Annotated in this window: 20 protein-coding genes and 1 tRNA gene; 5 read left to right on the top strand and 16 right to left on the bottom strand. The window is 57.8% G+C overall.

The genetic code is table 11. The features are described from left to right. Positions 1–120 precede the first annotated feature (120 nt). The 13 genes from Mal15_RS18330 to Mal15_RS18390 form a co-directional block, all read right to left on the bottom strand. Entirely contained in the window at positions 121–786 is a 666-nt protein-coding gene (locus Mal15_RS18330) for a hypothetical protein (RefSeq protein WP_147869103.1), read from the bottom strand. Next, positions 771–1,475 (bottom strand): hypothetical protein, encoded by a 705-nt coding sequence (locus Mal15_RS18335; protein ID WP_147869104.1) that lies wholly within the window; start codon positions 1,473–1,475, stop codon positions 771–773. Before Mal15_RS18335 ends, Mal15_RS18330 begins: the two co-directional genes overlap by 16 nt. Continuing rightward, complete coding sequence (locus Mal15_RS18340; protein ID WP_147869105.1) at positions 1,462–1,686, bottom strand: hypothetical protein; 225 nt, start codon at positions 1,684–1,686, stop codon at positions 1,462–1,464. The genes Mal15_RS18335 and Mal15_RS18340 overlap by 14 nt, the downstream gene beginning before the upstream one ends. Positions 1,687–2,019: 333 nt before the next feature. Beyond that, positions 2,020–2,280 (bottom strand): hypothetical protein, encoded by a 261-nt coding sequence (locus Mal15_RS18345; RefSeq protein WP_147869106.1) that lies wholly within the window; start codon positions 2,278–2,280, stop codon positions 2,020–2,022. Positions 2,281–2,470: 190 nt separating this feature from the next. Next, positions 2,471–3,025 (bottom strand): hypothetical protein, encoded by a 555-nt coding sequence (locus Mal15_RS18350; protein ID WP_147869107.1) that lies wholly within the window; start codon positions 3,023–3,025, stop codon positions 2,471–2,473. Further along, complete coding sequence (locus Mal15_RS18355; protein WP_147869108.1) at positions 3,022–3,525, bottom strand: ERCC4 domain-containing protein; 504 nt, start codon at positions 3,523–3,525, stop codon at positions 3,022–3,024. Before Mal15_RS18355 ends, Mal15_RS18350 begins: the two co-directional genes overlap by 4 nt. Continuing rightward, positions 3,522–6,380: a hypothetical protein gene (locus tag Mal15_RS18360; protein WP_147869109.1), complete on the bottom strand. Its 2,859-nt coding sequence runs from the start codon at positions 6,378–6,380 to the stop codon at positions 3,522–3,524. The genes Mal15_RS18355 and Mal15_RS18360 overlap by 4 nt, the downstream gene beginning before the upstream one ends. Continuing rightward, positions 6,377–6,700, bottom strand: coding sequence for a hypothetical protein (locus Mal15_RS18365; RefSeq protein WP_147869110.1), 324 nt, complete (start codon positions 6,698–6,700; stop codon positions 6,377–6,379). The genes Mal15_RS18360 and Mal15_RS18365 overlap by 4 nt, the downstream gene beginning before the upstream one ends. Next, on the bottom strand, positions 6,700–7,074 hold the full coding sequence (locus tag Mal15_RS18370) for a hypothetical protein (RefSeq protein ID WP_147869111.1): 375 nt from the start codon (positions 7,072–7,074) through the stop codon (positions 6,700–6,702). The genes Mal15_RS18365 and Mal15_RS18370 overlap by 1 nt, the downstream gene beginning before the upstream one ends. 3 nt (positions 7,075–7,077) lie before the next feature. After that, positions 7,078–7,368 carry a hypothetical protein gene (locus tag Mal15_RS18375; protein ID WP_147869112.1) on the bottom strand — a complete coding sequence of 97 codons (291 nt, stop codon included), beginning with the start codon at positions 7,366–7,368 and terminating at the stop codon, positions 7,078–7,080. 130 nt (positions 7,369–7,498) lie between these two features. Continuing rightward, positions 7,499–7,747 (bottom strand): helix-turn-helix domain-containing protein, encoded by a 249-nt coding sequence (locus tag Mal15_RS18380; protein ID WP_147869113.1) that lies wholly within the window; start codon positions 7,745–7,747, stop codon positions 7,499–7,501. A gap of 127 nt (positions 7,748–7,874) precedes the next feature. After that, a complete protein-coding gene (locus Mal15_RS18385) occupies positions 7,875–8,336 on the bottom strand; it encodes a hypothetical protein (RefSeq protein WP_147869114.1) in 462 nt (153 codons plus the stop codon). Further along, the gene (locus tag Mal15_RS18390) at positions 8,333–9,514 is read right to left on the bottom strand and encodes a tyrosine-type recombinase/integrase (protein ID WP_167546901.1); all 1,182 of its coding nucleotides are present in this window, start codon (positions 9,512–9,514) and stop codon (positions 8,333–8,335) included. The genes Mal15_RS18385 and Mal15_RS18390 overlap by 4 nt, the downstream gene beginning before the upstream one ends. 218 nt (positions 9,515–9,732) lie before the next feature. Between Mal15_RS18390 and Mal15_RS18395 the strand changes: the two genes are divergently transcribed. Both Mal15_RS18395 and Mal15_RS18400 read left to right on the top strand, forming a co-directional pair. After that, positions 9,733–9,806, top strand: a tRNA-Arg gene (locus tag Mal15_RS18395). Positions 9,807–9,934: 128 nt separating this feature from the next. After that, a complete protein-coding gene (locus tag Mal15_RS18400) occupies positions 9,935–10,318 on the top strand; it encodes a hypothetical protein (protein WP_147869116.1) in 384 nt (127 codons plus the stop codon). 144 nt (positions 10,319–10,462) lie between these two features. Here Mal15_RS18400 and Mal15_RS18405 read toward each other — a convergent pair whose 3' ends face one another. Further along, complete coding sequence (locus tag Mal15_RS18405; RefSeq protein ID WP_167546902.1) at positions 10,463–11,602, bottom strand: DcaP family trimeric outer membrane transporter; 1,140 nt, start codon at positions 11,600–11,602, stop codon at positions 10,463–10,465. 766 nt (positions 11,603–12,368) lie between these two features. On the opposite strand from Mal15_RS18405, the gene Mal15_RS18410 reads away from it, so the two are divergent. Further along, positions 12,369–13,118 (top strand): carboxylesterase family protein, encoded by a 750-nt coding sequence (locus Mal15_RS18410; RefSeq protein WP_147869118.1) that lies wholly within the window; start codon positions 12,369–12,371, stop codon positions 13,116–13,118. A gap of 268 nt (positions 13,119–13,386) precedes the next feature. Here the strand turns inward: Mal15_RS18410 and Mal15_RS18415 are convergent, their stop codons facing one another. Together Mal15_RS18415 and Mal15_RS18420 are read right to left on the bottom strand one after the other, a co-directional pair. Further along, positions 13,387–15,195, bottom strand: coding sequence for an arylsulfatase (locus tag Mal15_RS18415; protein ID WP_147869119.1), 1,809 nt, complete (start codon positions 15,193–15,195; stop codon positions 13,387–13,389). A 279-nt stretch (positions 15,196–15,474) separates the two neighbouring features. Further along, positions 15,475–16,410, bottom strand: coding sequence for a PEP-CTERM sorting domain-containing protein (locus tag Mal15_RS18420; protein WP_167546903.1), 936 nt, complete (start codon positions 16,408–16,410; stop codon positions 15,475–15,477). Positions 16,411–17,135: 725 nt separating this feature from the next. Here Mal15_RS18420 and Mal15_RS18425 point away from each other — a divergent pair. Together Mal15_RS18425 and Mal15_RS18430 are read left to right on the top strand one after the other, a co-directional pair. Continuing rightward, positions 17,136–18,857: a glycosyltransferase family 2 protein gene (locus Mal15_RS18425; RefSeq protein WP_199773677.1), complete on the top strand. Its 1,722-nt coding sequence runs from the start codon at positions 17,136–17,138 to the stop codon at positions 18,855–18,857. After that, positions 18,844–19,953 carry a glycoside hydrolase family 26 protein gene (locus Mal15_RS18430; RefSeq protein WP_147869121.1) on the top strand — a complete coding sequence of 370 codons (1,110 nt, stop codon included), beginning with the start codon at positions 18,844–18,846 and terminating at the stop codon, positions 19,951–19,953. Before Mal15_RS18425 ends, Mal15_RS18430 begins: the two co-directional genes overlap by 14 nt. Positions 19,954–20,025 lie beyond the last annotated feature (72 nt).

A 20,025-nucleotide genomic window follows, 5' to 3' on the forward strand; every position in this document is an offset into this window, starting at 1 on the left:
CCCGCTGGCCGGGGCACGTCCCCGGCAACGCACCGGGGCAGTTTGAAAAATGCTGCACGCTGGGCCGTTCCCTCCCAACGTGCAGCGACGACGTAGTGAAAATTCAAAAAAGCTACGTCGTTAGGCTTCGATCATCTGCCGACGCAGTTGATCGGCTTTCCGCTGTGATTCCGCCGCCAGTTCGGCCGCAAGCAACGACTCGGCACGATAGAACGCAACACGTTCTTTTGCCCCCTTGGTGTCGTACCCGTTCGCGTTATTGACTTCGATCATCCTCTCCAACTTGGTGGCTTTTTCGCCTGCGGCTTGGCCCCACTGGCTCGCTACAGTCGCTTGGGCATCCCAAGCCTTGCATTCGGCTCGTTGATCCAGCGGAGCGGTATTCACCAATTCGTTCTCGATCGATTGCACTGACGTCGCGCTGCCGCGTTTCAGTTCGCGAATGTTCTTTTTCAGTAGATCGATCGTCGATTGATTTGCCCGGCTTGTCGTTTCGAGTTCGATGTTTGCCGCGGTGATCGACGTTAGGATCTCGTGACGCTTTTTCGAATCGGCCGCGGTGACGCTGCCGGACGACAGTTTCGCGTCCAGGTCACGCATCATTTGCTGTAGCGGAGCACACTTGTCGGAGTGAGCATCGGCCGCGGCATCGATGGCGGCTTCCAGATCCCTGATCGACGCTCGCCATTCGGCGATACGCTCGCTGTTGGCTTTCGTCTGTGCAATCTTCGCCTTGAGTGCTTCGCGGCGGGTTTCGGTGGTGCTTTCGGTCATTGTTGCTGACATTGAATCGCCTCTTTGTATCTGCGGAAGTTGTAGGTTGGTCGAGTGGTCTTGTTGATGTCGAAAATTGACATGTAGGACAATGATTCCGGCTCGGTGCTCAGTGCCGATTCAGCTAGGTCATAGTCAAAGTCACACGTTGCCCCTTCGCCAAAGCAGTAATAGCCGGGGAAACGGAAACCGATTTGTCTGGCCCGGTGGACGGCATGAACGCACGCACGAACGAAGTCTGCGTCGTGACTCTTGACCGCTTCGCGGTGGTCGTCGGCAGCTTCGTCGGCGATGTGGCACCGCACGCTATACGTGGCGATCGCGTCGGCAAACTGACACAGCTTGTCGGTCGGTTCCGACAGGTCGACTCCGCCGCGGCAAGCGATGTGGGCGAGCTCGTGAACCATCACAGCGTCGGCGTATTCGGTCGCAAACTTCTCCGCGTCCATCCCGCACGCTTCGGCCTCAGCGACTTGCTCAGCGAACACGGCGTCATGCAAGACAACCGCGGGGCGTCGGCCTTCCCATTTGCCCATCGATTCAAGCAACGGCTTGTGCGTCACGTCCAGGGCCGCTGCCGTCCACGCTACGGCATGGGGGACCGTATGCTTTGGCTCCACTCCGTCGCCCGTGCGGATGATGTAGATCGGCGTGCCGAGAATGTGACTCGCCAACAGGTGCAGACGATCAAGATTGAACATCGGCCTTGGCCTCCGTTCGCTTGCGTCGGTACCACCATCGGCCTTGGGCATCCTGCCGCCACTTTTCGAACCCGTCTCGGTCGTCTGGTTCGACGGCGTGGATCTCGTTTGACGGCTTCCGGTATTCGTAGGATGGGAAATCATCCTGTTGTGGTGGCGGTGGCTCTTTGTCTTGCCGATCACCGCGAATCAGCTTTCCGAAAAATGACATTCTCTAACCTCCTTGGCTTGTTGGTCGAATCTTACAGAACGGCTTTTCCACCGTGCCAGAATCAGGCAGGGTCTCAAGGATTAACCAATCGGTCTCGTCTGTTTTTTCGGCGATGATCCTGAACCGCCGGCTACAGCTTCGGCATGTGTACCTTCGTTCGATGCTGTCATCGCCTTGCAGGGTCGACCTAACATTGATCGGCCTGTCGGCTTCGCAGTAGGGGCATCGGATGCGAGGTGCGTACAGAAACGGAACATCGGACCACGGGACAGGGGCCGCCGGTTGTGTGTCGCTCATTGATTCAATCCGTTGGTTTGCGTCTCGGTCAGCCGATTATTCCGTGATGTGCTTCCACAGCATCTCGTCCCGTGCTGCCTCGGATCGCCACGGGCCAAACGCAAACAGCCACCTCATGATGTGGGCGTAGTTGTATCGTCCGGGGCTGCCCGGCATCCCTTTTTGAACCCATGAATGAACCGTGGATCTCTCAACGTCAAACGCGCGTGCCACGTCGGCTTGGGTCTTCAAAATGAGTCCAGGATCATCGGGGCCAGTGATGCGAATGTCTCGGCCGGTCTGTTGTTGTTTTGTCATCAGTTCAACTCGTGAATGCATAAAAGTTCTGAAGTGGGGAAAGCCAGGCCTCCTCTTTCTTCTCTCCGGAAGAACCTACAACCCGGCAGGGGGGGGCATGGCAGGGTGCCGGGGGTCGCCTGGGGGCTGTGCGGCCTGCTGACGTCGTGGTGATTCGATCGCCGGCGGTTGCGAGCGGGCGTTGTGTGTGTCAGTTCAGCTTGACCGCAACGATTCGCCGGTCCCGCCGGATGACAGAACAAGAGAAGCACCCATCACCGAAACCGGTCAGCGATACCGCACCGAATGCCACAACGCCTCCAATGCTGGTCCCCATCGCAATACAGCATTCATCCAGCAGTTCATCGTTGTCGTTGTCGTAGGTGACTGCATCGAACAGACCGAAACGGCCGGTATCAACTCCGACTTGAAACGGCATCAATTCCCATTTGTCAGCGTCGGACGGTTTGAAACTCTCGTGGCAGACCGTCAATGTGTTCTCGTCAAACCCGGCGTCGACCATTGCGGACCACACGCCTCGGGATACTGCCATCAGTCCGCCACAACTCCCGATGTCGTAACATGGATCGGTGGCAACTAAGACGCCAGTTCGGACGCTGAACATTCCCAGATAGGTCCGCTCGGGCTTTGCGATTGCTGATTCCATCTCTCGATTCTCCATTGCGGCAGATTGATTGAAGCCCGCACCGCTGCCGCCGGCGGTTTGGGGTTTGGTGATTCGATAGGGTGCTGGTCGCTCGGTCATTCGGTCGCCTCGGTCACAAGCCCCGCGGTCAACGCTCTCAGTTCGCGGTAGCGATGAACCGCAGCACGTCGCAGCATTGACGCGACCAGTTGCCCCGCCCGCTTTGGTGTGCCGGCCAGGATGCAGGGCAAACCTTTGACTTGCCAACTGACGAGCGACGCGCCGGCCTGCTTCGGCGTGATCTTGCTTCGCCAATCGCCCCGCTCGATGTCGGACCAATCGGCCTCCACGACAAGGGCACGCACGGGGTAGGCCCGCAGACGATCAATCTCCCGTTCGAAACGCTCACGCTCTCGGCCAACGCACGCCAGCAAGTCGGGGAGTGACTTGCGTTCGATGGCGATAACCGATTCCAAGCCCTTCACGCTGTAGTCGCCGGTCGGGAGGGTCGCCGGCTCGGTTCGCAGACCCGGCAGCACCAACGGCATTTGTTCCCTGGTATCGATGATTGCCGTGATCGCGGACGCGGGCAGTTCGGCGGGGAGTGGGTGGCGACTCATTGGGCCGCCCCCTCACGCATCGGCTTGACGTGACCGCATCCCGGCGTCTGACAATCCCAATTCCGCCATCCGTCAACCGGTTCTGCCGGCGTCATTGCCCCGCCGCACTTAGGACAAGGCACTTTTCGATGTGGTGGCGATGGTGGCGATGTAGGACATGATTCCGGCCCATCTCTATACGCGGGCGTGTGTGTGTCGTGTGCGTGTTGTGTTGCAACACAACACGTCTCGCGTATAGGTGGGGGAAAACCATGTCCACCATGACCCCCATGACCACCACTTTCACCCACAACATCGCCGGTTTCGCTTTCTTCAACCTGGGAACCATGACCACCATGACCACCAATTGATGCCGGCTTGGCAAACCACCGATTTTGCTTGGCGTGTCCCTGCTCCTGGGCGATTCGATACCCGTTGCACACTCGGCCGCGATACTTCCGCATCGCGTAGCCCAACCGCGAAACGTCCGGCCGGCCGCCCTTCATGCCCACTTCCGCGACCACTTCACGCATGGCCGGGAATCGGCCGGCATTCTCGGCATCATTCAACCGGTCGATGATCTCTCGGCACGTCATCCCGTCGCCGGTGTCATCGATTTCGAGTAGCCCGCCGATCAACCCCGCGACAATCGCCGCTGAATCGTCGTCGGCCTGGGCAGTTTCGATGGTGTCCATCGGATCGGAACAGCCGGCCCAAACGACAGCACCGCGGATGACGTCAGACCACGTTTCGAAAGATCCGAATTGCCCGCCATCTTGCTTGGGGCATCCCGCGACGAAGTAGGCCCGCAGGATGGTCAGGGCAGCCGTCACAAGCTCGCCACGGTGCTCCCGCGTCCATCCGAGTAGATCGTTGTGCCGGAAGTCTGTACGCAGTTCTGGGCGTTCCTCGGGACTGTCCAGGCGGATTGGCACAACACGCCGGGCGACGTCAGACCGAAACCGTAGATTGTTCCCGGTTGCAGTCCAGACGGCTCGGGCCGGTAGATCGATGGTCCGCGATGAACCTAGCTCCCGATCCTTCCATCGCTCCGCGGTCAGCACGGCATCAAGGGACGCCCCGCCAATCGGTCGATCGATGTTGTCGAGCAATACCGCCGGCGAACCCTCCATGATGACCGCCGTGATTCGCTTTCGCATTTCGTCGTCGTCGGACGCATACGCAGTTCTGGCAGCCGAGTGACCGTAGGCGATGATTGACGCAGCATCGACCAGCAGCGACTTGCCAGCCCCGCGAATGTTGGCCGTCACCGCAAACATCGGAACGTGCCCCGTAACGCATGGCCGACCGATCATAGACAGCAGCATTGCCAACCATGCGGCCTTGTCGGCGGCGTCGGTGAACGGGAAGTCTGCGACCACTTCGAACAGCTTTTCAGTCGCCGCTACCGCATCCGATTGACTCGGTTCATCGGGGATCGGTTCAAACTTCATCGATGGCCGGAACAGCAGGCCAGACGCATCCCAGCCCGGCTTTTGCAAGACGCTGCCATCGGGCCGGATTGTCGGGGCCGTGACGATCGCTTCCAAGTGCCGAACATAGCCGCCATAGTCGCCGGCAGTGTGGATGCCATCGATCAACCACTTGGGAGGCGGGACAGCTTGCTTTTCAATGTCGCCGTCCTTTTCCTTCTCGACGATCAATTGACACGCATCGGCGATTCGCAGCGACAGTTGGGAAGTTGGCAGCACCCGTAGCCGCGGCGTCCCTTGTGCGATCTTGACTTGACCGCCCTTGGCCGTCGCGTCGGCCTTCGATTCGGTCACAACATCGACCAGCACGCCGCCACGCTGGTACAGCTTACGGGTTTCGCGTTTCGCCTCGGGCAGCCAGGGGCTTTTCCATCCCAGTTGGCCAAGGTGCCCGATAACACGGTCGACGTGCCACGCATAACGCAGCGTCAAAATTTCCTCGGGCCGGCTATCCTTTCCGAAAATCTCCCCGTCCCTGGGTTGCCACTCGGTCGCCGCTGCGATCGCATCACGCACCGCCTGTTCTCCGTGTCGTCGAATCACGTCGCGCACGTCTTCGCCCTTCGATGCGACGATCTCGCCAGGCAGTCGAGCGACTTTGACCGATGCCGCAACCCCGGCCAAGTTGCCGCCGGTTCGTTGTGCCCCGTTCTGCCCTGGTTGGTCCAGATCGGCAACAGTTACGACGTGAACGCCTTGAAAGAGTCGGGCATACTTCGGTGCCATGAATGACGACGGCAGCCCGCACGCATCGAACCCCAGCCCGACCAGTGCGGCAGCATCCTTGACGCCTTCGACAAGGTGCCAAGTTTCGCCGGCCTTGGGCAGCCGACCGGGGAGGAATAACCCTTGGCTCCCGTCGCCACGTTTGAAGAATCCTTTATCGGTGGGCGTCAGATCAAAGTGGCTATGAATCTCGCCGCTTTCGTTATAGACCGGCACCCGTGCAACCGGCTTTTGATTGCGTCCCCGCTTGTCGACCTTGGGGCCGAATTGGCGGAACGCATCCAACGGCATTCGCTTTGCTTTGGCTACCGCTTCGATGATGTCAACGATGGGTTTCGCTCCCGTCGCTTCGCTGGCAGATAGCCCAAGGTAGTCCGCTACTGCTTTCGCTGCCGATCCTTGTGAGTCGTGACCGCCGAACACTCGCACCGTGTCGATAATGTCGCCGGTCCCAGCGTCAAGGCAGTGGTGGCAGCGAACCTTGCCGTGCTGGTTTACCCCATCATCGCGGCGGTCTGCGTGAAGGCTACCGTGATCGCACAACGGACAGTTGATGTCCTTTTTGGCGGTTCCAATCTCTCGGTCAATCGATGTCAACGCGACGATGATTTCCACGCAGCGACCGGCCGCGGTTTGCTTGATCGTCTCAAAACTCACGATGCGTCCCTCGCAATAGATGGCACGTCCAGTGCAAACTTTGGGTCATGTGGGTCAGTGCCAGCCGGCACGAATCCGATAAACTCGGGATTGTCGACAAGACTCCCGATCGAACAGTCGTTGGGGTCGATGGGGATGACCGCATCGCCTTGATAGATACGCTCGGTGATGTGTCCGCCGGTGTCCCGGTAGACCTCGTATTCACGCACCGCAGCGCAGAACATCGCTTTTGACGTGTAGATTTCGTCCAGTGCGTTGCACCGCCAAATTACGTCCCAATCGCCGGCGATGATGTTGATGATCTCGCGTTGAATCTCCATCACTTAGCCCCTCCCTTGACTTCCGCTTCGGCCATCGATTGCAGGCAGCCGTCAACCGCGTCGACGTATTCCAGTGCCGCGTCAACGTGCCATTTGACGACCACCAAAAGATGATCGCGTAGTTCATCTGGCATTTCGGTTTCTAAAACCTGGGTGCAGAGTGACCGCAGTGAAAACAGAAAAGAACCGCGACACTCAACAACCGGCTTGACCGGCTCGGTCTGTTCCAGTTCGTCCAGCCGATCATCGACGTCATGGTCCAGGCTTGCGAGAAACAACTTGCCATGCGGCTTGGGGCAACAGTAGCCGCTAGGGGTGCGGATAAAGTCTTCGCCGCAATAGCATTTCTTGGGGATCGGTTTTGGTTCGTTCATCGTTCAGACCCCCAACGCTTCGCAGATGCGATCAAGGGCAACCCGATAGTGCTCGGTGTCCGCCAATTCCCGCCGGTGACATTCCCAGCCGACCAGACGCGATAGACTCGCCTTGACCAGTGAATACCGGTCCCAAATGTCACGATCGCCGCGGTAGCTTCGGGCTCGTTGTTCGAGTGCCAATAGCCGCGGCTCGGCCTTGACCATCGCGTCCCAAGTTGCCGGGATCGGTGCCGGCGGGACGATCGCCCGCTTTGGGAATTGGCTTGAATGATTCAATCCATCGCGTAACATGGGAGTGACTCCTTTGTGTCGCTGGTCGCCGTCGCCAAAACTTTGACCAGTTGCCGCCCGCCGAATGTCCGTTTCGGTGTGGCGGTTTTTTTTGGGGCCGCCGGCGCTCCGTTGCCGGTGGCAAGGATCGCTAGACCCACTGCTTGGGCATGGGGGCGGATGCACGTTTACGCTTCGGCTGGGGTTTGGCCGACTCTTCCCGGTTGGCGATGAATCGACGTAGCGCGTCGTCGGAGACCAGCCACTTGCGACGTTTGGTTCCCCTGCCCATCGGCGTACCCTGGATCTCGCCTTCGACGATCATCTGCCGCACCGATTCGCGATGCGTCCGCAAGATCTCCGCCGCTTCGTCCAATGTGTGAAGCTTGATCTCAGACATAAAAAAACTCTCCGTGTGTTGCGGTTGATTACCGTTGACACACGAAGAGTAAAGGCGATTTTCAGCAGTTCAATTCAGGTGTAGGCCAGATGTCCTACGATGTCCGGCGATGTCCTAATCCGGACATTCAATTGTCTTCCTCCGGGTCTTCTGCCATGGTCTTTTTGTTCTTCACAGCCCACTGCTTGACGCTTTCGACCGTGCAGGGCGATGACGGGAAACTTTTGTCTTTTCGCCAGCGACCTATCGTTCTTGTCTCGACACCAAAGCAACGCGCCCACGTCAGATCCTGGAACGTCTTACCCACTGGCGGCGACTCGGGGCCGTCGCTGGATTCTTCTGCAATGCCATCCGTTGCCCCGGCTTTTGCCTCGGCTGCGGATGCGGCTTCCCATTCGGCAAGCTCCCAACGCTCCATGTGTCTAAGCTTGTCAACGGAAATACCGGTTTCGCGCCACAGTTTGATAAGTCGGCGTTTGAAGTCGATCGCTTCGGCCTCCATCTCCCGCAGCTTTCGGTTGTGCTCACGCATCCACTCGTTGGTTTCTTCGACATCTCGCCAAAATGCGGCTTCTTCTGATTCGTTCATTTTGCACCCCGCTTTGCCTTGGTGCCGTTCTTCGTCGGCGTCGGCTTCCCATCTTGGAACCACTTACGCATCTGTTGACAGACTTTCTTGACCCGTTCGTCGGGAACGCCCTCCCGGTATTCGCCGGCCATCGTTCCTTCGACGTGACCCATGATGTAATCGATCGCCGCCTGATCGGTGCCGCCCTCCGTTTCCAGCGTATGACGTAGTGCGTAGTGCCCAACGGCTTTACGGTAGACGCCGGCGGCCTCAGCGGCCTTTTTGAACGCTTGCTGAATCGGCGAGGTGTTCTCGCCGTCGACGTACCACGGTTTACGGTGCGTCGTCATGAAAACCAGATCATCCCATTCCGGTTTGCGAGCTGCCGGTCTGATCTCCATTGCGGCCCTGATCGCCGTCATTGTCTCGGGCCATAACCACGCCGATCGCTCAATGCCAGTTTTCTCTCGCAGCCCCCTCAGCCAGTGACGCTTGAAGTCGATGTCGGAGACACGCAGTCGACCGCAATCAGCTGGCCCATAGCCGGCGTTGATTCCCAAGTAAATCATTGCTCGCAGCTGGACAGGTGCCGCATCAATCAGTTTGTGAATCTCCGCCGCGGTGAATCGCTTGGTGTTCTGATTCCGCTTGTGGAGTCGTTGACGCTTCTTTGAGACACGTTTGAAGTTTGGCCCGGTGTTGATCCGGGTCGGCACTGCTTCGATGTCGTAAGCGAACTTGAAGACGATCGACACGTCCCTGATTCGGGTGTTGATCGTTGCCGGGGACCAATCCGGGCTGAACTTCGATCGCATGAATTGGAAATCCGCCGGCCCTAGGGTCTCCAACCGCCGCCCCTTGCCGAAGACCGCAGCGATGTATTTGCAAACCCGGTGATAGTCCTTCAGAGTCCGCTTGGCCAAGTCGCCCTGATCACACTTGGCTTGCTGGGCGTCCATGAACGTATTGCAGAGCCATCCCACGGTTCCGGGGCCGCTGGGCGTCGTCGGTGTCGCTCCGGCCAGGATCGCATCGATTGACGCGCGGTATTTGGCCAGCGCGGCGTCAGGATCGCTCCAAACGCCGAAGTAGTAGACTTTGCCCTTGATCTTCTTGGACCATTGACCGCAGGGGTTCGCCGTCAATGGAAAATCAGGATGGGGCTTGCCCGGCCTGGTTGCGCCTGATTTCACGCTCATCGCTGAACCTCCCATCGACGGGAGGTTTCGGTATACCGGGTATACCCGTGACATTGCCGGCAGAGTGCCGAACAGATAGACTTTCGTCTCATCGCTTGAACCTCAATTTCAAGTGGTGATGGGCTTCGCCGGTCCCACAACCGGCGGAGTCCCCTTAATCTAGCAGTTTTCGCCGTCTCGGGTATACCGGTCGGGTATACCAAGCGAAAAACACACCCGCGCCCATAGCTCAGCTGGATAGAGCATCGGACTTCTAATCCGACGGTCGGAGGTTCGAATCCTCCTGGGCGTGCTGCGGAAAAAGCGGCAACAGCCGAGTTGCGTCCTGTAAATCACGGCGTTTTCTATTTTCCTCGGCTTGATTCGGATGAAACGAATCGACTACCTGGGTCACACTTGCTCCATTCAGTAGAGGTACTGATGATGCCCCGATTACTTTTGACACTTACAGTCTTAAGTGCTGCGCTCGGCCTTTCGCCGACCGTTTCCGCGCAGGCCCCTGAAGGTCTGTCGGCAATCAATCGGAAGCTCGATGCGATACTTTCGAAGTTGGAAGATTTTGAAAGGCGCATGCAAGCTTTGGAAGCCCGGTCTCGAATTGGTGAGGCGATTGGAGTGGTAACGCCAGCTGCGGAGCCTGCGGGCCACCGTGTTCGCATTCCCTATTTTTCCGCCCCAGACCAGGGAATGATGATCGATATGTTGGAGCGTAAAGCACGGTACCAACTTCGCCCCAAATGGAACGCCCCTTTTCACGAACATCCCCCAGAACGAATCGTGGAACCCAAGATTTTTGGGTTTTGACATTCACCAATGTCGTTGGGCCGCTGCGTGCCCAGTGTCATTACTCAATGCATTGCCTCCTCGGGGACACATTGCCTCCTCGGGGACACGGCACTCGGGTTTGCTTGCAAGCCGTACACTGGTGCCGTGGCCCCGGGCGAGCTGTCATGGTAGTTCGAAAATGACCGCCGAGTGGACTCGGTTGGCCGATCCGCTCGCGCCGTCGACGTTTTCACGAATGCCGTACAGGTACTCAACGCCGAGGCGCACGCGTTCGAGTGGCTGCCAGATCAAATTGGCGGCCAGGTAAGTGGTGCGGTGGACGGCGTCGGCAGCCTGCAACGGCGTGTTGTCCAGACTGTTTTCCGCGTAGGTGAAATTGGAGGCCAAACGGTCGCTCCACTCCTGTGTCAATCCCACCATCCAACCGAACAGCCCCAGCATTTCTCCCGTCGAAGCGGATGTCGGCGCCGCGTCCGGCAACCCGCGATAACTGCCGATGCCTTCGCCGAACACGATCTGTGAGTAAACGGTATTTCGTTCGCTCATTAAAACGACACCAGTGAAGTTGATTCCCCAGGCATTGGCGGTCACGACCTTTTTACCGGTCGGCTGAAATCCGACGACACGGTAGAGATTTGCCATCTGGAAACGTCCCCATTCACGCTCGAAACGCAACCGGGCCACAAAGTCGGGCGACGGAGAACGTGCCTCACCGGTAAGCCCGACCGGTGTCTCGATGATGAACTGTGTGTCTTCGATTGCCAAAGCGAACGTAAGATCGTCCGAGAAAATCGGTCGCGTCCAGCGAGCCTGGACTTGCCTGCGATTGACACTCGACACCGAGCCCTCGAAATCGATCGTCGCCGGTGCCGCCGCAACGTCCGTGAATGTCGTCCATGTTTTGCCGACGACAATCGGACCGACTTCCCCGTACGCGTGTCGCAGCCGGATCAATTCACTGTCGGTGCCGAAGAAGTCGCCTTCCACAAAGACCCGGATATCGCGCCCTTCCGTCGTCCATCGCGTGTCCAGACTCAGCCGCGTCTGTTTGGCATGAAAACGAGCATTCGTTCGCTCGGGCGCCGACACAGGGATGCTGGTCGTCACAAACGTGTCGGTGGAATCAATCGGATCGAAGTCATAGATGAAGTCCGCTTTGACATAGCCACCGATCTTGAGTGCTACATCTTGTCCAGAAACGATCAGGCCCCCTTCAAAATCGGGCGCCGAATAGAGGTCCAACCCGACGTCGAATCGTCGCCCCTCGGAAATCCGACGTCCCACAAAGCGATCGAGGTTCATCAAACGTGATCCGAACCCGCCCCCGCTTTCCGATGGCCCTCCCACAGACGCGACCAGTGTGGCGTCCGTTGATTCCAGCAAGGCCCGCAAATCAGATCCGGTGCCCTGACCGCGCGCGACAACAGCAAACACTGAAAAAAGGAGCATCGCCCCTAGCTTTGCTATCACTCCAATCAAACCGCGCATCAGCCTCACTCGCCACCCGAAATTGCACCCTTTTGCGGACGGTACGCAATCCGAGCCCCCATCAGCAATGTCAAGATCGTCGCGTCACAAGCCGCCACGGGGACATCACAAGCCACCACGGGGACATGGCACCCGGATTCGCTAGCACGATGTGGGCAGGTGCCGTGTCCCCGAGTAAACCCGAGTAAATCGAGACGGGGACACGGCACCGAGCTAATGCTTGCATCAAATGGACAGTGCCGTGTCCCCAGGCTCGCCAGGCGTGTCCCCAGGCTCGCCAGGCGTATTTGTGGGTCAAAAAAATAGGCTGGTCAAAAAATGGGTCACATGGCTGTAATCAGACCAACACGAGGCAACCATTTTTTGACCACTCCATTTTTGCCCCTCTTCCCGGACGAAGATGGAAGCTCGGGGTCATGGCACATCACATTGCAAGCATACTGTCAACTGGTGCCATGTCCCCGAACAAGCTTTTGTCCCCGAACAAGCTTTTGCTTGCATGGTGTAAACTGGTGCCGTGTCCCCGGGCGAGCTTGTCGCTGGGCGAGCGTTTCTTTCCCCTTTGATTTTGGAACTGACGATGAAGCTGGTGTTCACCTCGATTGCCCTGCTGTGCCTCGCGTTTTCGTTTGATAGCCCAAGCCTTGCTGATGAGGCTGATGCGCCGACTCCGGGCAAACAGATCGAACAGACTCTCCAGACCATTGACGGCGGCAGTATTTCCTACCTGCTCTATCTGCCCAAGGATTACAACGCCGACTCGAAAACGCCGCTGCTCCTGTTCCTTCACGGTCGCGGCGAAAGCTACGGACCACTGAGCCTGGTCGCGAAATGGGGACCGCCGCGGTTTGCCGCCCGTGGTGACGATCTGCCCTACATCCTGGTGTCCCCGCAATGCCCCGGCGACGATTCCTGGAAAAACCCCACTCAACAGAAGCGACTGGTCGAGTTACTTGACCACATCGTCTCCACACTCAGCATCGATGAGAACCACGTCGCCCTGACCGGGTTGAGCATGGGCGGCTATGGGACTTGGCGACTGGCAGCCGACCACCCGGAACGATTCTCCGCCGCCGTCCCGGTGTGCGGCGGGGGTGATCCTGCCGATGCATCGAAACTCAAGGACCTGCCGATTTGGATCTTCCACGGAGACCAAGACCGAGCGGTTCCGTTCCAGCGTTCCGTTGAAATGTTTGACGCAATCAAGCAAGCCGGCGGCGAAAAAGTTCGGTTCACCACCCTCGAACACATCGGACACAATTGCTGGTCGGCAACCTACGCGACGCCCGAACTGTTTGATTGGATTAGCAAGCAGGAACGCGGTAAGTAAGGGTGCCAGGGGAGACAAGGGGGCAAGAAACCTGGTGGTCAAAAAAATCGATGGTTAAAAAACTTGGCATGCAGAGGCATGTCGTATCACGCGCCGGTGATTCAATGTTTTGACCAACCCATTTTTTGACCAAATTCGAGCATTGGTTCCCCTACACGTCCAATACCCACCGATCCCCCTTCCCACGCTTCGCTCGACGTTCGCCGCGAGGGAGGGATCCCAATCATGCTGTCGACAGCGTTACATTTCGATGGCCTCGTCTTGAACTTCACTGACGATCGACGTAGACGTAGTACGCACCACAAATCTCGTTCGCTTTGTCGTCTAAAAACGTGGCCGTCAGTTCGATCGGCCCCGATTCCAAGTCGACCTCGGTGGCAAAGAACGAGTTCGATTCATCGGGCTGAAGCGTTGTTGTGACGTCTCCGATCCGGACCGTGGCCGACGCGATCGGCAACGATTCGCCCTTGATGAACGTTCCATCGACAACGGGCGTTTCCGGCACGGATGTCTGCAACGAGAGCCCGGATTCACGTGGCCAACGCCGAAGTTCCAGCCGATACGTTCCGGCACGATCGACGTGCAGATGCCAGGTCCCATTTTTGAGATCGGCGCGGCGGATTTGGCGTTGTTGATCCACAAACACATCCAGCCATTCACACGCCGTCAACAGCATCGGATTCTCCGCGTCGCTGCCGATGATGACTCGTTGCGGCGTCATGACATCGTCTTTCACTCCATCCCACCACGTCTGTAGGTGTCGGCGCATTTTAGCGACGACGAGCTGGTGGGCCGCAGCGACATTGCGGTCCTGGTGCGGGTCCGCTTCGATATCGTATAGCTCTTGGTTTTCCAACAATCGCCACTGATTCCACAGCACCCCGGCGCCGTCGCGATGCGGGATCGCCGGACTTTCTTTCGTGTACTTGACTCGAAAGCCGGGCATGCGGCTGTAGTTAATCACCAACATGCGTTCGTCCAGCTTATCACGCTCACCTCTTAAAATCGGCGCCAGACTTTCTCCGTCCAACCGAGTCGACGGGGGCGCGACGTCGGCCAGATCGGCGAGCGTCGGCAGTAGGTCCTGGACGTGGGTCAGTTCATCGATCTCGCGAGCCGGCCCGATCGATCCGGCGGGCCAGCGGATGAAGCAGGGCACACGGTGGCCGCCTTCCCAAAGCTGCGTTTTCTTGCCACGCATGCCGGCGTTGAAGTAGTCCGGTCCCATCGTGCTGCCGTTGTCGGTCAAGAACACCACGATCGTGTTCTCAAACAGCTGTTCTTGCTGCAGACGTTGATCCAACTTTCCAACGTTTTCATCAATGTTGGCTCCCATCGCCAGAAAGCTGACCAGATCCGCCTGCTTCTGCTGGTTCAGGTGTTTGACGATCTCCGGGTTGTCCCCAATCGCCTTGCGCAGTGGCTCACGATACTTTTCGGGCACGAACCAAGGCCAATGCGCCGCGTTGAGGGCGATGTAGGCGAAGAAGGGACGGTCATCGTCTCCGGCGATCCAATCGACGGCCTCGTCAAAGAAGACATCGGTACAATAGCCTTCGTATCGCTGTCGCTTCGTATTGTGAATGTAGGTGTCGTCGAAGTAATCGTTGTCCCAGAAATCAGGCACACTGTTGATGTGCGACGATGGAAACCACAACGCCTCTTCGAAACCGCGGTCTTCCGGGCGAAACGGATAGTTATCGCCCAAATGCCATTTGCCGAAGATGCCGGTGCGATACCCGGCGTCTTGAAACACGTTGGCGATCGTCTTCAAGTCGGCCTTCAGCAAGGTGCGACCGCTGCTGACGTTACTCGCTCCGTTGCGAAACGCATCCAGCCCGGTCATCAATTGCCCACGCGTCGGCGTGCACATGGGCGCCACGTGGAAGTCGGTCAGCCGCACAGCCTGGCCGGCCAGACGATCGATGTTCGGCGTCTCGGTCAGCGGGTTGCCGTGACAAGAAAACTCGCCATACCCCTGGTCGTCCGTCATGATGACGATCACGTTGGGGCGATCGGCAGAAACGAGTGGGACACTAAAGACGAGGACAACTGCAGCGAGAAGAAATCGCATCATCGGGTAGGCAAATCGTGGGGGCGGGCGAGGAACAATTGCCAAGTTTAGTCGGCAGGTCAGCCCAATGGAGCAAACCGATCTGCTGTAAACAAGCCGTGTCCTCGGAATACCTGTCCCGAGAATACCTATCTCCTTCGATCAACTTGCCCACAAACAACCGGCTGGCCGGTTGTTGCTCTTACGACAAGCGACGTTCAGCCCCCAGAAACGGCCGACATCAAATCGGCCCGAAGGCGGAGTGATTGCCCAACTTCCATTTTCTGCTCTCGACGCGCAGCATTAGCCCCGACGTCGTCGCGGAACCGTGCAGCAGCCCGCGACGGCGGCAAAGATCAGCATGGATGACGGTTCAGGTACAGCGTTGAATTGCGCATTGCTGATCGACACGTTGTCGAAATAAATTCCGTTCCCCGAGTTTCCGGGCACCGCGGTTCCTGCAGCACGAAACATGAGTGAATCCACGGCCCGTGGGCCCACGATCCCTCCCGGAAACGCTTCGTAATACGACTCCCACGTTGTGCCTGAATGCACCAAAGTCCCATCAATGAGAATGTTGACGATGTCATTGCCCACACCGCCGATTCCGATCCCATCGACGAATTCGATGTACATTTCAACGGTGTGCCAGTCGGAATAGCTGAGACCGGTGGCCAACGTCGTCTGATTGAACCCGCCACCCAGTGTGTCGAAGAAGTTTAAAGCGAAACCGCCTGCCGCCGAGCCATCGATTCCGATGTAGGAGAGACGGTGAGTGCTTTGCGACGCAGCAGGAGAAAGCGACAAGAACAAGCCTGATTGTGCCCCGTCGGTGGCCGACTTGAAATCCCATGCGGCATGGAAGTACTTGCTACCCGCGGTGGCCGATGAAAGCGGCGGGTTGTTCGGCGAGGTGTGATCGGTCCCATAGTCGTTGTAAAGACCAGCGCCGGTTTCACCTGCCGCGGATGCGGATCGATGGGAAAACGGTTGGTTGCTAAATGAGCCTGTGCCGGCGTTGGACATCCGCCAGACTTGGTTGCCGGTCCCATCGTCGACAACCGCTTGGTCGAAGACTCCGGCCGAATTGCCGAAGGAATCTCCGACCGTCCATCCACCCTGTCCATTCACGCTCGTGTTGGGAGTGAACGAATCAAAGGTGACAATGCCGGCTTCGGCAATGGTTGACATCAATGCCATGCCAACCATGATCGCGAGAGAAAGTAACGTGAGCTTCATCTGAGAGTCTCCGGTGCAGAGAGGTGGGGAAAGGGGAAAGGCAGGATCACACGACCGGGGCGTCGTGGTGGTTCGTTCAGGCGGGATCGCTGGGAGTCCGGGATCGCTGGGAGTCGCTGGGCACGGCGGAGAAGCACGCTGAAGTTGCCGGTCCACAATCTTCCGGCCCCACTCCACTGGGAGAAACGTTGCAGCCACAGGAAGGGCCATTCAACACCCCCTCCACAGAGCCACTTAGAATCTAGTCATCGGCTGCAGCCGGTGCAAGCATTTGAGCGATGTTTTTTGTACATCACACCGCCAACCGGCCGTGCGTCAGGGCGTCCGAGTGTCCTCGTCGATGATGACCACGGGTCTCGTCAAAGAATTGCCGGGAATACAGAACGAATTCCACAAAAATCCGCGGGCTCCAGACTGACACTACGTCCCGGCTACGGCCTTCTAACCTCCATTGGAAACAGCCGCGTAGCGCGTTTCGGATGGGCCGGAATCCGACGATGGAAGCACAAGTCGCTTTCGTCCTCCTCAATCGCCTCCTTATGGAGATCTGCCAGCCTTCTTGGGTTGAATCACGTGAGTTGTTGTTTTGCCATCAGACCTTCGGTAACCACGACAAGCCCGCAGCTTCAAAGACGGGTGTACTGAGTTGATGACGCAACGCGAATAGCTACAGTAGTCGCCGGGGCCGACAAACCTTTGATTCAACAGCGTTGTTTGGCAATCACGTGAGCAACTCAGCGTACAAGCCGGCCGGTGAAACTGAATTTGGTCTCAGTTCTAAATCGCCTTTGGTGGAGGATTCGCGGGCCGCTTCCTCGGTCTCAGTCTCCCTTCAAGACATCTCGTCGGCCAGCTTTGACGAGCGAGTCTACATCTCCAGCGCTCCGTACCTGGTCGACGTCTTATCAAAGCGTGAACAGCGAACGTTGCTCGTTTTGATCGCCGGTTGGTTGCTGGGCGTTGGTTTCTTCTATTTCTGGTGGTGCGATGAAAACCATGTCACCGGTGCGTTCAAGTTCGCGCTCAACACGTTGTTGGTCACTTGGACTGCGGTGATTCCCGCCTATCTGTTGTTCTTTGTTGTCCAGATGAAGCGTGTCAATCCAAGGATTGCGATCCCGGAAACCTGGCGGGTCGCGATGGTGACCACACGCGCTCCTTCGGAGCCATTCGAAGTGGTTCAGGAGACATTGCTGGCGATGTTGAATCAATCGTATCCGCACGACACTTGGCTGGCTGACGAAGACCCAAGCGACGACATCTTACAGTGGTGTGCGGACCGTGGTATTCGAGTTTCGACGCGACGAGGCTCGCCCGAGTACCATCAGCAAACGTGGCCAAGACGGACCAAATGCAAAGAGGGTAATCTGGCGTATTTCTATGACCACTTCGGTTACGAGAACTACGACTTCGTTGCACAGTTGGATGCGGACCATGTGCCCGAGCAAGGTTATTTGGAAGCGGTGCTACGGCCCTTCGTTGACGATTCGGTGGGATATGTTTCGGCTCCGAGTATCTGTGATAAGAACGCCGCATCCAGTTGGTCCGCTCGGGGGCGACTGTACGCCGAAGCCATCATGCATGGGCCGTTGCAGGCCGGATACTCAAACGGTTTTGCACCGCTGTGTATCGGTTCCCATTACGCAGTACGCACGGCAGCCCTCCGCGAGATCGGTGGCCTGGGACCGGAACTGGCCGAGGACCACAGTACAACACTGATGATGAACGGACACGGTTGGCGAGGGATCCATGCGCTCGATGCGATCGCTCACGGGGAGGGACCGCCTACGTTTGCCGACTGTGTGACGCAAGAGTTTCAGTGGTCGCGCAGTTTGATGGTCCTGCTGTTGACGCTATTGCCCAAGTACTGGAGTCGACTACCGTGGAAATTACGCACCCAATTCCTCTTCAGCGAACTTTGGTACCCGTTGTTCTCCCTCTCGATTCCCGTGGGCTTGTTGCTCCCCGTTTGGGCGATCGTTTCCGGTGAGCCGTGGGTCGAGGTCAGCTATCTGGACTTTGTCGTCCACACTCTGCCGCTGTGCCTGTTGTTGCTTGGGATTCAGTCGCATCTCAAACGACACGGGGTCCTGCGTCCGATCCATAGTCCGCTGCTGAGCTGGGAAGCCGCGCTGTTCCAAATTGTGCGGTGGCCTTGGTCGTTTTACGGCTCCGTGATGGGCGCCTACATGTCGGTGCGTCGCCAAGTCGTTGAGTTCCGCGTGACGCCCAAAGGCGGCTCAAAACCGGTCTCACTTCCATGGCGAGTGCTCAGCCCATACATCGCGGTACTGATCGCAACATTTGTCCCCACCATGTTGATTTCCGAGGCCGGCCGCGCCTCCGGCTACTATTTCTTCATCATCCTGACGCAGGTGTTTTACGCCATAGCGTTGTTTTCCTTGGTCTTGATTCATCGCCATGAAGTCTCAAATGAAAAACGATAACCGACTCGCGATGCAGTTCGTCAGTCTGGTCGCTCTGGCGGTACTGCCGGTTTCGATGATTGCCGTCAACGGTGCACGAGCCTTCTACGGGATCCTCGCCGAACCGCGGGGTGAAGTCGGCGCCGGCGGGGATTCCGCGGCGCAATCTGGTGGGGTGGGCGCGATTGCATTGAACTTGAACAAGTCGACCGACGGCGGCCCCGTCGTCCCCGCAAACTCTCAGCCACTTCCCGATGGAGATGATTCGTTGATTTTCGGCGTTTACGACCCGGACGGGGAATTTGATCGCGACCACTCGTTGCGTTTACGACACGTTTATGTCTCTTGGGCAGACTTTGATCCCGGCGAGTTGCGTCAGTCACTCGTTGCGAAGGAGAGCCGTGGATTCCGAATTCTGCTGACGATCGAACCATGGCCGATTGCAGGCCGTGGCGATGATTTGCTCGCTTCGATACTTTCTGGCAGCTACGACCAAACGCTCAAGGATCTCGCAGGGGTCTTGAACAGTCTGAAGGGACCGGTCTTCGTGTCGTGGGGACACGAAATGGACCAGGATCTGACCGAGCGGTACCCCTGGTCGGGAACGGATCCCGATCAATTTGTTGGTGCCTATCGCCATGTCATCGATCAATTCCGCCGACAGGTGAAAACGGAGTTGCGTTTTGTTTGGGCGGGCGTTCTGAAGGAAGGCAGTTTGAGCTATTGGCCGGGTACAGATTACGCGGATTACGTTGGCATGCCCGTGTACAGCTATCCGAGATGGGATCAGAAGACGTATGGATACATTCGAGACTTTCGCACGACGTTTCAGGAAAAGGCAAAGGTCGTGGAGGAACTCGACGTCCCATTGTTGATCACCGAATTGGGAGTCAGCGGCAGTTCCGACTTCGAATCCTTTTGGCTGCACCAAGCATTCATGGGGTTGGGCGATCACGAACAGCTGAAGGGGATCGTGTTCTTTTACGCCAAGGACATCGAGGGCGCGTGGGGCAGCGAGCTCGCCACGCCAGATTGGAGAGTTCATCCCGATTCGATCCGAGGATTGGTGGAATGGGAACTTCGCCAAGCTGCGTCGCAGGAAGCAAACGGTCCGTAATACAAATCGTTTCGACGATCAAGCTTTGCCGAATCGACGATCGCCTTCCCCACCGCCCAACAAATCGAAACA

The organism is Stieleria maiorica (assembly GCF_008035925.1).
GTDB lineage: Bacteria > Planctomycetota > Planctomycetia > Pirellulales > Pirellulaceae > Stieleria > Stieleria maiorica.